The sequence below is a fragment of the Ruegeria lacuscaerulensis genome (assembly GCF_013033355.1).
Taxonomy (GTDB): domain Bacteria; phylum Pseudomonadota; class Alphaproteobacteria; order Rhodobacterales; family Rhodobacteraceae; genus Ruegeria; species Ruegeria lacuscaerulensis_A.
Genome location: NZ_WQDY01000005.1, coordinates 1 through 13,995 on the forward strand (window position 1 = coordinate 1; position 13,995 = coordinate 13,995).

Annotated in this window: 16 protein-coding genes; 13 read left to right on the top strand and 3 right to left on the bottom strand. The window is 57.0% G+C overall.

What is annotated here, in order from left to right:
- Positions 1-238: 238 nt before the first annotated feature.
- Positions 239-1,951 carry an amidohydrolase gene (locus GOW48_RS10550; protein ID WP_234899453.1) on the top strand — a complete coding sequence of 571 codons (1,713 nt, stop codon included), beginning with the start codon at positions 239-241 and terminating at the stop codon, positions 1,949-1,951.
- Between the two features lie 349 nt (positions 1,952-2,300).
- Positions 2,301-3,047 carry an FkbM family methyltransferase gene (locus GOW48_RS10555; protein WP_170753545.1) on the top strand — a complete coding sequence of 249 codons (747 nt, stop codon included), beginning with the start codon at positions 2,301-2,303 and terminating at the stop codon, positions 3,045-3,047.
- A gap of 85 nt (positions 3,048-3,132) precedes the next feature.
- Here GOW48_RS10555 and GOW48_RS10560 read toward each other — a convergent pair whose 3' ends face one another.
- Together GOW48_RS10560 and rpe are read right to left on the bottom strand one after the other, a co-directional pair.
- Positions 3,133-3,351 carry a hypothetical protein gene (locus GOW48_RS10560; protein WP_170753547.1) on the bottom strand — a complete coding sequence of 73 codons (219 nt, stop codon included), beginning with the start codon at positions 3,349-3,351 and terminating at the stop codon, positions 3,133-3,135.
- Between the two features lie 113 nt (positions 3,352-3,464).
- Positions 3,465-4,151, bottom strand: a complete 687-nt coding sequence (gene rpe, locus GOW48_RS10565; RefSeq protein ID WP_170753549.1) for a ribulose-phosphate 3-epimerase — start codon at positions 4,149-4,151, stop codon at positions 3,465-3,467.
- A 168-nt stretch (positions 4,152-4,319) separates the two neighbouring features.
- On the opposite strand from rpe, the gene phnC reads away from it, so the two are divergent.
- From phnC to GOW48_RS10590, 5 genes are all read left to right on the top strand, one after another.
- Positions 4,320-5,141, top strand: coding sequence for a phosphonate ABC transporter ATP-binding protein (gene phnC / locus GOW48_RS10570; protein ID WP_170354788.1), 822 nt, complete (start codon positions 4,320-4,322; stop codon positions 5,139-5,141).
- A 63-nt stretch (positions 5,142-5,204) separates the two neighbouring features.
- Positions 5,205-6,107: a phosphonate ABC transporter substrate-binding protein gene (phnD, locus tag GOW48_RS10575; protein WP_170753551.1), complete on the top strand. Its 903-nt coding sequence runs from the start codon at positions 5,205-5,207 to the stop codon at positions 6,105-6,107.
- Between the two features lie 69 nt (positions 6,108-6,176).
- The gene (phnE, locus tag GOW48_RS10580) at positions 6,177-7,058 is read left to right on the top strand and encodes a phosphonate ABC transporter, permease protein PhnE (RefSeq protein WP_170753553.1); all 882 of its coding nucleotides are present in this window, start codon (positions 6,177-6,179) and stop codon (positions 7,056-7,058) included.
- On the top strand, positions 7,055-8,401 hold the full coding sequence (gene phnE / locus GOW48_RS10585) for a phosphonate ABC transporter, permease protein PhnE (protein ID WP_170753555.1): 1,347 nt from the start codon (positions 7,055-7,057) through the stop codon (positions 8,399-8,401). The genes phnE (GOW48_RS10580) and phnE (GOW48_RS10585) overlap by 4 nt, the downstream gene beginning before the upstream one ends.
- A gap of 22 nt (positions 8,402-8,423) precedes the next feature.
- On the top strand, positions 8,424-9,038 hold the full coding sequence (locus tag GOW48_RS10590) for an LbetaH domain-containing protein (RefSeq protein WP_170753557.1): 615 nt from the start codon (positions 8,424-8,426) through the stop codon (positions 9,036-9,038).
- Positions 9,039-9,201: 163 nt separating this feature from the next.
- On the opposite strand, the gene phnF is transcribed toward GOW48_RS10590, so the two are convergent.
- Positions 9,202-9,912, bottom strand: coding sequence for a phosphonate metabolism transcriptional regulator PhnF (phnF, locus tag GOW48_RS10595; RefSeq protein ID WP_170753559.1), 711 nt, complete (start codon positions 9,910-9,912; stop codon positions 9,202-9,204).
- A gap of 103 nt (positions 9,913-10,015) precedes the next feature.
- Here phnF and phnG point away from each other — a divergent pair, with 103 nt between their 5' ends.
- The 6 genes from phnG to GOW48_RS10625 are packed head-to-tail and all read left to right on the top strand — an operon-like array spanning position 10,016 to position 13,994.
- Positions 10,016-10,474, top strand: a complete 459-nt coding sequence (gene phnG, locus GOW48_RS10600; RefSeq protein ID WP_170753561.1) for a phosphonate C-P lyase system protein PhnG — start codon at positions 10,016-10,018, stop codon at positions 10,472-10,474.
- Complete coding sequence (gene phnH, locus GOW48_RS10605) at positions 10,474-11,049, top strand: phosphonate C-P lyase system protein PhnH (RefSeq protein WP_170753563.1); 576 nt, start codon at positions 10,474-10,476, stop codon at positions 11,047-11,049. Before phnG ends, phnH begins: the two co-directional genes overlap by 1 nt.
- Positions 11,050-11,051: 2 nt before the next feature.
- Positions 11,052-12,143 carry a carbon-phosphorus lyase complex subunit gene (locus GOW48_RS10610; RefSeq protein ID WP_170753565.1) on the top strand — a complete coding sequence of 364 codons (1,092 nt, stop codon included), beginning with the start codon at positions 11,052-11,054 and terminating at the stop codon, positions 12,141-12,143.
- Positions 12,140-12,736 (top strand): HAD family hydrolase, encoded by a 597-nt coding sequence (locus GOW48_RS10615; protein WP_170753567.1) that lies wholly within the window; start codon positions 12,140-12,142, stop codon positions 12,734-12,736. The genes GOW48_RS10610 and GOW48_RS10615 overlap by 4 nt, the downstream gene beginning before the upstream one ends.
- Positions 12,733-13,593: an alpha-D-ribose 1-methylphosphonate 5-phosphate C-P-lyase PhnJ gene (locus GOW48_RS10620; RefSeq protein WP_170753569.1), complete on the top strand. Its 861-nt coding sequence runs from the start codon at positions 12,733-12,735 to the stop codon at positions 13,591-13,593. The genes GOW48_RS10615 and GOW48_RS10620 overlap by 4 nt, the downstream gene beginning before the upstream one ends.
- A complete protein-coding gene (locus GOW48_RS10625) occupies positions 13,590-13,994 on the top strand; it encodes a VOC family protein (protein ID WP_170354807.1) in 405 nt (134 codons plus the stop codon). Before GOW48_RS10620 ends, GOW48_RS10625 begins: the two co-directional genes overlap by 4 nt.
- Position 13,995: the final 1 nt, after the last annotated feature.

A 13,995-nucleotide genomic window follows, 5' to 3' on the forward strand; every position in this document is an offset into this window, starting at 1 on the left:
CGGGCCTAAACGTTGCACTAAAGAAGGCCGTTCCACAGGGGCGGCCTTTTTCGTTTTTGGCGAGGCTCAAATCGATGCTAAAATATATCACATTGAAATGTTTGGATTGAAAAGGAACCTCAGGATGCCTTTAGCAATACGTTCGCTTTGTTTTGCCGCAGCAATTTCTTTTTCAGCCACTTGTGCGTTTACACAACAAATTGCCGATCGTATTTATTCAGGCGGCCCTATTATAACGATGAATGATGCACTCCCTTCCGTCCAAGCGGTCGCGGTCAAGAACGGTCGTATTCTGGCGGTTGGATCTCTGTCTGATCTCTCTGTGCATGAAGGTGAGGGCACACAAACTTTCGATCTGAATGGGCGCGCACTTCTTCCGGGCTTTGTTGACAGTCATGGACATGTTGTGATGGGCGGGCTGCAGGCATTGTCGGCCAACCTGCTTTCACCGCCTGACGGAGAAGTCACGGATATCGCCAGCCTGCAAGCTACATTGTCGAATTGGGCAGAAGAAAATTCAGAGGCCGTCGAACAGGTGAAAATGATCGTTGGTTTTGGATACGACAACGCTCAACTGCAAGAGCTGCGTCATCCCACGCGAGAAGACCTTGATGTAGTTTCCAGGGACTTGCCCGTCATAATTATCCATCAGTCCGGGCATCTGGGAGTCGCGAACACAAGGGCTTTGGAGTTGGCTGGCATTACAGCCGCTTCAGAAGCGCCTCCGGGTGGCGTGATTCAGCGCGATGAAGAAGGCGAACCTAACGGTGTTCTGGAGGAATATGCTTTTTTCTCGGTTCTTGTGCCGATGCTGGGAAATCTGGGTGAGGAAGGTCTGGTGGCCTTCGCCCGCGCCGGAGCCGACCTTTGGACCAAGTTTGGATATACGACCGGACAAGAGGGGCGATCTTCTGGTGAGATCGTAGAGGTACTAAGAAAGGTCGGTGCCACGGAAGGACTTCCCATCGACGTTGTCGCGTTTCCTGACGTATTGGAGGCCCGGGATTATATTCGCGATAACACCTCTGCGGACTACGTCGACCGGGTTCGGGTCGGCGGCTGCAAACTTACAATCGACGGGTCACCGCAGGGTTTTACTGCTTTGCGGGATCGTCCCTACTATGATCCAGTCGGCACCTATGATGCCGGCTACGCAGGATATGCTGCAATAACAATGGATCAACTGCAGGACGCTGTGAACTGGTGTTATGAGAATGGGTTCCAGATCCTTGTGCATTCAAACGGTGAAGGCGCGTCGGACATGCTGATTGCCGCACTGGAAGAGGCGCAAATCAAATATGGCGATCCGGGCAACCGCCCGGTTCTGGTGCACGGGCAGTTTCTGCGGGAAGATCAAGTGGCCAGCTTCAAGCGCCTCGGGGTCTTTCCATCACTTTTCCCGATGCACACTTTCTATTGGGGCGACTGGCACCGCGATCATACTGTTGGACCAGTGAACGCCGACAATATCTCGCCCACTGGATGGCTCCGCGAACGTGATATGATTTTCGGCACGCATCACGATGCGCCTGTCGCCTTTCCAGACAGTATGCGTGTTCTTGCGGCAACGGTGACCCGCCGCACCAGATCGGGTGATATTCTTGGGCCGCATCAGCGGGTTGATGTCATGACCGCTTTGAAGGCGATGACGATCTGGCCCGCGTGGCAGCACTTTGAAGAGGACAGCAAGGGCTCAATTGAGGTCGGTAAAGTTGCGGATTTTGTGATCTTGTCCGACGATCCCACGTCTGTGAATCCAGAGACTTTGGCGGGCCTCAAAGTGCTTGTAACCGTCAAGGGGGACGAGATTGTCTACGAGGCTGAGAAAGGCGTCGAAGAAGGCAAACTGCAGTTTTTCCCGTTTTCAACAGACCCCGTCATTGCCCATCTTTTCATGCACGCAGTCTATCAAGGTCTGAAGGTCGAAGAGCCTTGGCTTGTAAAGAACTAAGGTATGGTTGATCGGTTTAACTGCAGTGGCGTCACCTCGAGTCTGGTTGCAGGTTAAGACTTGATGGTGCTCTCATTGCGATGACGGGCGAAGGAAGTCATTTCGACTGCGCCCGTATTGATTGTAGTGGTCTTGAGTATGCGGTGGCGCGGAAGGGATTAATCGCCGAATAATCTCAGGCCCTGATGTTGATTCAACTGCTTATTCTGCTGCGTTTTGCAAATAGGTTATTTGGGAACGCATATTCCATTCCACCAACGAGATTCCCGATTGTGCTTTGTCAGTCATGGTGTTTCTTTAGCCGTGCTGTCGCATGGGATGCCTTCCCCGCGCATAGGAGAGCTTAAGAATGGACGACACCGAAATACGCTTGACCCGACGTCTGAAACGTCGAGGGTACCAAGTTTCCCCTGACAAAGAGACAGGCAGTTACATCGCAGGTCTGGGGTTCGATGTTGCGACAGTTTTCGATGTCGGTGTCGCCGGTGGGACCGCGCACCTGTACGAGGCTTTTCCAACGACAAAATTCGTGTTGATCGAGCCGATCTCTGAGTATGAGGACAAGCTGAGACGAAATTGGAGCGACAAGATCGACTTTGACTTTCATGCCTGCGGAGTCGGCTCCCAGGCCGGGCAAACGACGCTGCGTATTCCAACAGTCGGTCACCGTTCCATGGGCACGAGAGCTACCATGATGACGTTTGACGAGGCTGCGCGTGCCCATACTAAGGCCATCGAAGAACGTCAGGTCCCGGTTCGGACGTTGGACGACATCGCCGTGGACTATCAGGGGCCCTATGGGTTGAAGATTGATACCGAGGGTTTCGAAGTCGAGGTGATCAAGGGCGCTTCAGAAATGCTGAAAAACTGCGCCTTTGTCTTGGCCGAGGTCTCGGTCCGGCGCCGATATGAAGGTGGCTATAAGTTCAGTGATTTTGTAGCCGTTATGGCTGCGCATGGATTTGAACTACACGATTTTATTCGGCCACCTTCGCCCGAGGCGACCGACTGCGATGCAATCTTCGCACCGTTTGAAGGCCCGAGATTTGATTATCGAGACGCCAAGCTTTCGCGCATCGTTCAGAAAAGCAAGTAAACCAAGAACACTCGACCGGGCAGGGTGTGGATATTCTACCTGACTATCAAAATCCGGTCTGCTCCGGCCAAGGACTGGTGCTGTGCTAGATGACGTCAGCCAGCACCAGACGAATGATGTCTTCGCGTTTCAGGCCACGTGCGCGCAGCTCGTTGTCGTTCATCAACCAATATGCGCGAATTCGGCGCACTGACGACCGGGCCGTGGCGACCCGGTTCTGTAATATGCGCAGTTTTTGGGGCAGGATGCCGACAAACCCGACCGGGTAGGCGGTATACGGGCGGTGTGTGGTTGTTTTAGCCATGAACGTGTATCGCAGGTTTTGAAATGGACCTTCGGCATCTAAACGATTGAAGGATGCTCAGGTAGCCTGGATTGTTCATATCCGATGTGCAGCACGCGCAATGAAGCGCCTTTTTAGAGCGCTGACTCTGCTGCCGCGCGCACATTGCGGATGTTTTCGCCATAGACTTCAGGGTTGGAAACCGAGCCACCCTTGAATACTGCCGAGCCAGCGACCAGAACATCTGCGCCAGCGGCTGCTACCAACGGTGCGGTGTTTGGATCGACGCCTCCATCAATCTCGATATGGACAGGTCGATCGCCGATCATCTGGCGCAGGCGGCGAACTTTGGCTGTCATATCAATGAATTTTTGACCACCGAAGCCGGGGTTTACCGTCATGACGCAGACCAGATCGGTCAGGTCCAACAGGTGTTCGACCGCTTCGGCCGGGGTGCCGGGGTTCAGGGCAACACCAGCCTTCATGCCAGCAGCGCGGATCGCTTGCAGGGTTCGGTGAGTGTGCGGCCCTGCCTCAACATGCGCGGTCAGGATATCGGCCCCGGCGTCGGCATAGGCTTGAATATAAGGGTCGACCGGAGCGATCATCAGATGGACGTCCATCACCGTCTTCACGTGTGGGCGAAAGGCTTTGACCGCAGGCGGGCCGAAGGTCAGGTTCGGAACGAAATGGCCGTCCATCACGTCCACATGGACCCAATCGGCCCCCTGCGCTTCGATCGCCTGAATCTCGGCCCCGAAATTGGCGAAATCGGCGGAGAGGATCGACGGTGCGATCTTGATGCTGCGGTCAAAGGACATGTGTGGCCTCGTTTCAATGTCTAAGAGTCGGCCCGCATATACCTGCGGTAGGCGCAGAAGTGTAGAGCCATCGATCTTTGGCGCTGCGTTACAAAACTTTCACCCAAGTTACACATAGCCGTTGAAGATTGCCTTTAGCAGACCGCCAACACGAACTGGGGGTGGCCTGTGCTGCACATCAAGAAACTGACCAAGCGCTTCGGTGAAAACGTCGCAGTCGATTCAGCCACGTTGGAAATAGATAAACCCTGCATGATTGGCATCATCGGTCGTTCGGGGGCAGGGAAGTCGACCCTGCTGCGGATGATCAACCGTCTGACCGACGCGAGCGACGGAGAAATCCTTTTCGGTGGCCGTGATGTCACCAAGCTGAAGGGCCGCGACAAGCGTGCCTGGCAGGCCGATTGCGCGATGATTTTTCAACAGTTCAATCTGGTGCCGCGCATGGACGTGGTATCGAACGTTTTGCACGGTACGTTGAACCGCCATTCTACGCTGGCGACCATGTTCAACCTGTTTCCTATTGCCGATATCCACCGCGCCATCGACATTTTGGATCGGTTGGGCATTGCAGAACACGCGCCTAAACGCGCCGAGGCGCTTTCAGGTGGGCAGCAACAGCGGGTCGCCATCGCGCGCGCGCTGATGCAGGACCCAAGCATCATTCTGGCGGACGAACCCATTGCCTCGCTGGATCCGATGAATGCGCAGGTCGTCATGCAGGCACTGCGCCGCATCCATGAAGAAGACGGCCGCACAGTAATCGCCAACCTGCACACGCTGGATACGGCTCGTCGCTATTGCGACCGCGTTGTCGGTATGCGTGACGGTCGCATCGTGTTCGACGGCCTGCCCGAGCAACTGACAACCGGCGTCGCCCGCGAGATCTATGGCGCTGATGCCAGCTTCTCGGAAGAGGCGACATCGACCGAGATTGAGACGCTGGATGCGACTCAGAAGGCCCTGATGGAAGCGGAAGCAACCATCTAAGCCAACCACCCCTTTCATCGACCGGCCGATGAAAGGCCGGCATATCAAACCGGAGAGAGACAGATGAAAAAACTGATGGCAGCCCTGGTGGCCACAACTGCAATGGCCGCGCCGGCCCTGGCCGCGGATATCAACGAATTCCGCATCGGCATTCTGGGCGGTGAGAACGCTCAGGACCGTCTGAACAACAACGAATGCCTGCGCGAATACACCGAGGAAGAACTGGGTGTTGAAACCAAGCTGTTCGCACCGGCTGACTATGACGGCGTGATCCAAGGCCTGCTGGGCGGCACCATCGACATGGCGTGGCTGGGTGCTTCGGGTTATGCGAAAACCTACCTGTCTGATCCCGAAGCGGTCGAGCCGGTTCTGGTCAAGGTCAACACCGATGGCGGTTACGGCTATTTCTCGATCGGTTTTGCGCGCAAAGACAGCGGCATCACCTCGCTGGAGGACATGAAGGGCAAGACCTTTGGTTTTGGCGATCCGAACTCGACCTCGGGCTACCTGATCCCGTCGATCGAAATCCCTGCGGCAACGGGTTCCACCATGGAATCGGGCGACTATTTCGGTGAGGTGAAATTCACCGGTGGCCACGAGCAGACCATCGTTGCCGTGAACAACGGTGACGTCGATGGCGGCGTGACCTGGGCGGACGGTCTGGGCGATTGGGAAGATGGGTATCAGTCGGGCGCGCTGCGTCGCGCTGTTGATGCCGGTCTGGTCGACATGAACGACATGGTCCAGATTTGGAAATCCAAGCCGATCCCCGAAGGACCGGTTGTTCTGCGCACCGCACTGCCTGCAGATGTCAAAGAGAAAATGACCGCTCTGATGGCTGGTCTGGCCGAGAAAGACCGTGAATGCTTCTACGGCGTTGCCGCTGGTGAAGCCCGCGCGTTCGAGCCGATCACGCATGAAGCCTACGAAGTCATTATCGAAGCACGCAAGCTGAAGTCCAACTAAGCCTGCACACCCCTAAGACCGGGGTCCGGTGTTCCAAGCCGGGCCCCGTTTTCCACTCAGGAGCATTCCATGACAGACCTGACCGCAGGGTCCCTGACCGTCGACCAGATCCGGGCCGACTATACCGAGATGACACGACGCAAGCGGGTCTATGGTGGTATTCTTCTGATCGTTTTCGTGGCCTTGATGGCCGCCGGGTTCCGCACTGCGGATGACCGCAACGCGGGCAGTTTCGCGGATGGTTGGCACCGTATCTTTGACTACCCGGCAGAGGTGCTGTCCGAAGCCTGGGAAAAGATCGACGCGCTGCCTGCTAATCTGGTCAAGTTTTTCCCGGCGCTGGTCGAGACGATCAACATCGCCGCTGCGTCCACACTGATCGGCACCATAGCGGGTACATTCCTGGCGCTGATGTCCACACGCGGAATGGCGCTCTGGCCTGCGCTGATCCCCCTGTTTCGGCGTATCGCCGATATCTGCCGCGCAATCCCTGAAATCGTGATCGCTCTGGTCCTGATCTTTATTCTGGGTGGCGGCCCGGTTCCGGCGATGATCGCCATTGCAATCCATACGGCTGGCGCACTGGGCAAGTTGTTTTCTGAGGTGAATGAAAACGCCTCATTGAAACCGGTCGAGGGTTTGGCTTCGGTCGGCGCAAAATGGTCGCAGCGCATGTATCTGGGCGTAATCCCGCAGGTTGGGCCGAACTATGTCAGCTACGCGCTGCTGCGGTTCGAGATCAACATTCGCGCCTCGGCCATTCTGGGTTTCGTCGGTGCAGGTGGTCTTGGCTATGAGCTGCGCAACTCGATGTCCTGGGGGCAGGGCAAGTACGATCAGGCCGCCGCGATTTTCTTGCTGTTGTTCGTCACCATCGTTGTGGTCGACCAAATCTCGGGCCATCTGCGTGATCGCCTGACCCACGGATCCGAGAAAGGAGCGCGGGCATGAGCACCTTCGCCACTGACCTCACCCTTGATGAGTTGAAGGCCGAGGCTGATCGTCTGTTCAGCCGAAAGCGCCTGATCAATTTTGGATTGCCTGCGTTGGTGCTGGTCTATCTGACCTATGTGTTTTTCGCTTTCGACGTGCCCGGATTGGCCGGACGCGCCAACTGGGAAAACGGCAAGACGCTTGTGGCTGACAGCTACAGTTACAAAACCCACATCGAGCGTGACAATCGCACAGGCGAAGTCTCGGCCGCTATCGAAGGTGAGCGCAAGGGTGCATATCCCGAAGGCCAAGCGCCGGATTGGGTCGCTCTGGGCGAGACTACGGTGATTGATCTGAAAGACGGCCATATCGTGCGGTTCGGCCCCGAGACGGTGGAATATGACATCCCCGGTTATGGCACGGTGCGTGCAACGCCGACCCGTTCGGCGGGCGTTCAGGCCGAGCTGCCCGCAGGCGACGTGCCCGACTGGATCAATGTCTCAAAGAACCGGATGGCGATCACCACGGATGCGGGTCGACTGACCGTGACGCGCAACCGATCCGAGGTGTTCCGCTATTTCAACGGGTGGGAGCTGTTCTTCTTCACCCTCGATAGCCCCTACTATGGCAAGTCGTTCCCGCAACTCATGGGGCTGGCCGCAAATGGTGAGGCGGGCGCGATCCTGAATGATTTCTGGACCAACAAGATGTGGCGCCATCAGGACGTGGCCTGGGCCATTTTCGAGACGATCCTGATGGCCTTCCTCGGGACATTGGGGGCGGGCATGGTGGCACTGCCACTGGCTTTCCTTGCGACCCGTAACTTCAACCCGTTGCGTTCGGTACGGTTTCTCACGCGCCGTGTGTTTGATTTTGTGCGTGGTGTGGACGCTCTGATCTGGACCGTCGTTCTGGCGCGGGCTTTTGGACCCGGTCCGCTGACGGGTGCGCTGGCCATTCTGGTGACAGACACGGGGACGTTCGGCAAGATTTTTTCGGAAGCGCTGGAGAATGTGGATCAAAAACAGATCGAGGGCGTCCAATCGACCGGAGCCAATGCGCCGCAACGTTATCGGTTCGGGGTGATCCCGCAGGTGACGCCGGTGCTGCTCAGCCAGTTGCTCTATTTCCTCGAATCCAACACACGCAGCGCCACTGTGATTGGTGCGATTACGGGCGGTGGGATCGGTTTGTTGCTGACGCAGGCGATTATCACCCAGAAAGACTGGGAAGAGGTTGCCTACTACATCGTTCTGATCATCCTGATGGTGATGCTGATGGATTGGTTCTCGGGCTGGTTGCGCCGCCGATTGATCCAGGGAGAAACGAAATCCAAACGGGTAAAAACCAAGACCACCTGAGTGTTGGTCCAGAGGAACTTTCATGCCAAGACTGCGAGCGGATCAGCCATTCATCCATCCCGATTGTGCGATCACCAACAGCACGTTTGGGGAATACGTCGAAATAGGTGCCGGGACGCGCTTGGCAAACGCGATCTTCGGTGATTACTCGTATTGCGACCGAACGTGTGACATTGCAAATGCGCGGATCGGCAAGTTTGCGAACATCGCCAGCTTTACCCGGATCGGTGCGACGGATCATCCGTATGCCAAGGCTTCCTTGCATCATTTTTTGTACCGCTCAGCAGACTACTGGGATGACGCTGAAGATGACGCGGATTGGTTCCAGCATCGCGCAAGCCGGGTGACGGAAATTGGCCATGACACATGGATTGGCCATGCAGCTATTATCAAGCCCGAAGTTACCGTGGGTCACGGAGCAATCATTGCTTCTGGTGCGGTCGTCACCAAAGACGTTGCGCCTTACAGCATTGTGGGTGGGGTTACGGCCGATCTGATCCGTCCACGCTACCCGAATGGCGTAGCAGAGCGTATGTTAACTTTGGCGTGGTGGGATTGGGACAACGCGCGTTTACGAGCCGCCTTGCCGGACTTTCGAATGCTCGACGCCGAAGCCTTTTTGGAGAAATACGAATAGGCCGAGGACCTGTTTGACATGTGCTCTCGCGCCCGCGTGCGCATCGGCTTCGCCGACGCGCTCTGGCGGCCTTGGACCGGGCGCCGCGCTTTGCGCGGCGCTACGCCCAACGGGATGAGACCTCCGGAAGGAGGGCGAAGACGGGCGGGAGCGTTCTGGTCGCCTACTCGTTGTCCATCGTTAGTGTGACTCTTTCGCCTGCAAAATAGGTTCGTCCGAATTCAACGGGAATTCCGTTCGTATCTGCGTTTACGCCCACTGAGTACAGGACCGGAGCGCCTTCGCTGAGTTGCAGATGCAGCGCTTGTGTTGGCGTCGCGGCGCGGGCCGTCAGCCGTGTCGATACACGAACGTAATCCTCGACCCCGCATTGCTGCAGCGCTTTGGTCACCGACCGGGTCTCTACCAGTGCGGCAAGAATGCCCGGCAGACGCCCAGCTGGAAAGACGCTTTGAAAAAGCCCGATCGGCTGACCGTCGGCCAGGGAAAGACCATCGTAGACATGAACGGCTTCACCTTCGGATAGTTCCAAAGCTTCAGCTTCGGCCACATCAGCCGTTCGAGTGGTAAGGGTAAGGATTTTCTTGCCAGGAATCTTGCCGCTGGCCGAAATGCTCTTGTGGTAACGTACGCGTTTCCCGATGGGGTAATCCGTCGGGCGCGCCGTCACGAAAACTCCGGCTCCTCGTCTCGAGCGTACCAAGCCCTGGTCAGACAGATCTGACAAAGCCCTGCGGACCGTATGGCGATTGACCCCGTATTTAGCAGCCAGCTGCGCTTCGGTCGGCAGGCGATCACCAGTGTTATAGCGGCCTTCTGCAATGTCGGTTGTCAGGCCAAGAGCGATGCTTTTCCAAACTGGCGATTTGCCCATGTCACTAATTCTTCACAAGTAAGCGGATTGCGGCCCGCTGGGTTAAGATGTATTATTTGTCTAGTTGTATAGTTTAAATAGACAACCCAGCCAAGAGGGCTTGATGGCATATCTCGATAAACCAACGGATGCAGAACGTCGGCAATGGATGGACGTGTTGGCCCGCGCGCCCGAGGACGCGCTGATGGCCCTTTGGGACAAAGTCCAACTGCGCCCGACATTTGAATGGCTACGCGCGCCCGAGATTGGCGGGGTAATGGTCCGGGCGCGCACCGGCAGCACGGGGGCGCCGTTCAATCTTGGTGAAATGACCGTAACCCGGTGTTCGCTGGTGTTGCAGGGCGGTGCCGTCGGTCATGGCTATGTTCAGGGCCGGTCGAAGCCCAAAGCCGAAGTCGCTGCCCTTGTTGATGCGCTGATGCAGACAACAGCAGCCGACGCCATCCGCGCCGAAATCATTTCCCCCCTGTCAAGGCAGATGCAGGACGCACGAACCAAGCGGGCGGCCAAGGCGGCGGCGACAAAGGTCGAATTCTTTACTCTGGTCCGAGGAGAAGACTGATGAGCGCGCATCCTCAATTCTCAGGTGGTTTTGCGAATGCCCCGATCGAGGCGGCCCACGCCTTTCGGGCCGCAATGACGGTCATGGCGCGACCTGGCGAAATCCGATCAATTGCGGGCGCGCGCCCACCCAAGCCATTGTCTCAAGCAGCGGGTACTTTGTTGCTGACCTTGTGTGACCCGGATACAAGGGTCTTTTTCGCAGGCGCAACAGATACTGCCGCAGTGCGCCAATGGCTGACCTTTCACACCGGCGCGCCGATTGTCGAAGCGTCCAGCGCGGATTTCGCAGTAGGGACATGGGCGGACCTGCAACGCAATTCCAACTATCGCATAGGCACACCGGAATATCCTGACCGCTCGGCTACTCTGATTGTCGAGTGTGAAACGCTTGCGCAGAACGGGACAACACTGACAGGGCCGGGTATTCGGGATCGGTCACAATTGTCTTTACCGGATGTCGCGGTCTTTCAGGACAATTCGGCTCTTTATCCTCTGGGATGTGATTTCTTTTTCACCTGCAGAGACAAAGTCGCGGCCTTGCCGCGCAGCACGCAAATAACGGCGGGATCATAAGAATGTACGTAGCAGTCAAGGGCGGCGAAAAAGCCATCGACAACGCGCATTCCTGGTTAGCAGAGGAGCGGCGGGGATCAACGGATATCGTCGAACTGTCGATCGCCCAGATCCGAGAACAGTTGAGCCTTGCGGTAAATCGGGTCATGGCCGAGGGCTCTCTGTTCGATCCCGATTTGGCCGCGCTGGCCATCAAACAGGCGCGTGGTGATCTGATCGAAGCGATCTTTCTGATCCGCGCCTATCGCACCACGTTGCCGCGATTTGGCTATTCCATCCCTGTCCAGACGGGCGATATGGCCTGCGACCGCCGCATCTCGGCCACGTTCAAGGACGCGCCGGGCGGGCAGGTGCTGGGGCCGACTTTTGACTACACCCACCGGCTGCTGGATTTCAAACTAGCTGCAGATGGCAACGACACGGTTGCACCCATGGCCGGGCCGCGTACCGAGCCTACGCCTCACATTGCCGAGTTCCTAAAGGGTGAAGATATCATTCAGGACGAACCCACTAGCGACGACCTGCCGGGCGACTTGACCCGCGAACCGATGGAGTTTCCCTCCACCCGCCCGCTGCGCTTGCAATCACTGACACGCGGCGATGAGGGGTTCGTGCTAGGCATGGCCTACTCAACCCAGCGCGGATACGCCCGCAACCACGCTTTTGTGGGAGAGTTGCGGATCGGAAAAGTCGCCGTCGAAATGGACATTCCCGAGCTGGGCTTTGCCATTGAGATTGGTGAGGTTGAACTAACCGAATGCGAGACAGTCAACCAGTTCAAGGGCTCGAAAACAGAACCGCCGCAGTTCACCCGTGGCTATGGTCTGGTCTTTGGTCAGTCCGAGCGCAAGTCTATCGCCATGGCTCTGGTCGATCGCGCGCTGCGTTGGAAGGAGCTGGGCGAGGACAATTTGGGCGCGCCTGCACAGGATGAGGAATTTGTCCTAAGCCATGCCGACAACATTCAGGCCACCGGTTTCTTGGAACACATCAAACTGCCTCATTACGTGGATTTCCAGTCCGAACTGGAACTGGTCCGTAAACTACGCCGCGAGGCTGAGGAACGGATTACCCCAAAGGAGGCTGCGGAATGAAGGTCGTTGTATTCGATATCGGCGGCGTATTGGTTGATTGGCACCCCCATCTTGCCTGGGTTGACGATCTGGGGTCCGAGGACGCCGCCCATGCCTTTATCGAACGCACCGGGTTCAAGGCCAAAAACGCGCGGGGAGACAATGGTGAGCGGTTCGCCGATATGGCCAAAGAGTTGGCGGACCCAGAGGATCAAAACCTGTTCGCCTCCTACGTGGAGCGATATACCCTCACCGTTCAAAACGCGGTTAGCGGCACTTGGGATATCCTCGATCGCCTCAAGGCAAATGGAACCCCCGTCCACGCCATCACCAATTGGTCGGCCGAAACCTGGCCAGAGGGTCTAAAGGTGCACCCCCGGTTGGGTGAGGTGTTCGGAACGTTGGTGGTGTCCGGTCAGGAAGGCGTAATGAAGCCCGACCCGCGTATTTTTAGACTTCTGTGCGAACGGGCCGCTGTTCAGCCCCAAGACTGCGTGTTCATCGACGATGGTTTGCACAATGTCGAAGGTGCGTGTGCCGTGGGAATGGACGCTATTCATTTTGTCGGCACCGAAGCACTGGAAGCCGAATTGTCCGAGAGAGGAATACTATGAGCGAGTACAATTTCGCCTATCTCGACGAGCAAACTAAGCGGATGATCCGGCGGGCGATCCTCAAAGGACTGGCTGTACCCGGATATCAGGTGCCTTTTGCCAGCCGCGAGATGCCGATGCCTTATGGCTGGGGTACCGGCGGGGTGCAGGTCTCGGCCGCGACGCTGACGCCGGATGATACGTTCAAGGTGATTGATCAGGGCGCGGACGACACGACCAATGCGGTCTCGATCCGTAAGTTCTTTGAGAATACCGCCGGGGTCGTGACCACCGAAGAAACCGAAAAGGCCACTGTCATCCAGACCCGCCACCGGATCCCCGAGGCGGAACTGACCGAGGATCAAATCCTCGTCTATCAGGTGCCAATTCCCGAGCCTCTGCGCTTTCTGGAACCGCGTGAGACGGAAACGCGCAAGATGCACGCGCTTGAAGAATACGGGCTGATGCATGTGAAACTGTATGAAGATATCAGCCAGCACGGGGCGATTTCGACCTCGTATGCCTATCCGGTAAAAGTGTCCGGGCGCTATGTGATGGATCCGTCTCCGATCCCTAAATTCGATAACCCCAAGCTGGAAATGGACGCGATCCAGCTGTTCGGCGCGGGGCGCGAGCAGCGCATCTATGCGGTGCCGCCGCACACCAAGGTCGTCAGCCTAGACTTCGAGGACTATCCGTTCGAGGCGACCAAAGCTGATCACCCCTGCGACCTGTGCGGGGCCGAAGACAGCTATCTGGACGAGGTGATCATGGATGACGCGGGCAACCGGATGTTTGTCTGCTCCGACACCGATTACTGCCGCTCGCGCCGCGCGGCTGGACATGAGGGGCGTTTGGCCAAGGAAGATGCAGCATGATACGCGAACACGTTCTGGGAATTGATCATCTTGGCCTGACGGTTTCGGACCTTGAGGCGACCAAGGCGTTCTTTGTTGAGGCGCTGGGCTGGGATGTGGTTGGTGGACGGCCCGAGTACCCCTCGGCCTTTATCAGCAACGGTTCGGCGGTTCTGACCCTTTGGCAACAAAAGGGCGAAAATCAGCACGGCTTTGATCGTCATGCCAATGTCGGGCTGCACCATGTGGCGTTCAAAATCCCATCGCGCGAGTCTTTGGATGTGGTGTTTGCCGCTGTGAAAGACTGGCCCGGCGTTCAGTTGGAGTTTGCCCCCGAACCTTCGGGTGCTGGGCCAAAAATCCATTTCATGATCCGAGAGCCCGGAGGCAACCGGATCGAATTTGCCTATGATCCGAGGTAAC

Bases quoted from the DNA above. Each gene is read 5' to 3' on its own strand.
- GOW48_RS10550 (WP_234899453.1), top strand. From the start codon at position 239: ATGAATGATGCACTCCCTTCCGTCCAAGCGGTCGCGGTCAAGAACGGT.
- GOW48_RS10555 (WP_170753545.1), top strand. From the start codon at position 2,301: ATGGACGACACCGAAATACGCTTGACCCGACGTCTGAAACGTCGAGGG.
- GOW48_RS10560 (WP_170753547.1), bottom strand. From the start codon at position 3,351: ATGGCTAAAACAACCACACACCGCCCGTATACCGCCTACCCGGTCGGG.
- rpe (WP_170753549.1), bottom strand. From the start codon at position 4,151: ATGTCCTTTGACCGCAGCATCAAGATCGCACCGTCGATCCTCTCCGCC.
- phnD (WP_170753551.1), top strand. From the start codon at position 5,205: ATGAAAAAACTGATGGCAGCCCTGGTGGCCACAACTGCAATGGCCGCG.
- phnE (WP_170753553.1), top strand. From the start codon at position 6,177: ATGACAGACCTGACCGCAGGGTCCCTGACCGTCGACCAGATCCGGGCC.
- phnE (WP_170753555.1), top strand. From the start codon at position 7,055: ATGAGCACCTTCGCCACTGACCTCACCCTTGATGAGTTGAAGGCCGAG.
- GOW48_RS10590 (WP_170753557.1), top strand. From the start codon at position 8,424: ATGCCAAGACTGCGAGCGGATCAGCCATTCATCCATCCCGATTGTGCG.
- phnF (WP_170753559.1), bottom strand. From the start codon at position 9,912: ATGGGCAAATCGCCAGTTTGGAAAAGCATCGCTCTTGGCCTGACAACC.
- phnG (WP_170753561.1), top strand. From the start codon at position 10,016: ATGGCATATCTCGATAAACCAACGGATGCAGAACGTCGGCAATGGATG.
- phnH (WP_170753563.1), top strand. From the start codon at position 10,474: ATGAGCGCGCATCCTCAATTCTCAGGTGGTTTTGCGAATGCCCCGATC.
- GOW48_RS10610 (WP_170753565.1), top strand. From the start codon at position 11,052: ATGTACGTAGCAGTCAAGGGCGGCGAAAAAGCCATCGACAACGCGCAT.
- GOW48_RS10615 (WP_170753567.1), top strand. From the start codon at position 12,140: ATGAAGGTCGTTGTATTCGATATCGGCGGCGTATTGGTTGATTGGCAC.
- GOW48_RS10620 (WP_170753569.1), top strand. From the start codon at position 12,733: ATGAGCGAGTACAATTTCGCCTATCTCGACGAGCAAACTAAGCGGATG.
- GOW48_RS10625 (WP_170354807.1), top strand. From the start codon at position 13,590: ATGATACGCGAACACGTTCTGGGAATTGATCATCTTGGCCTGACGGTT.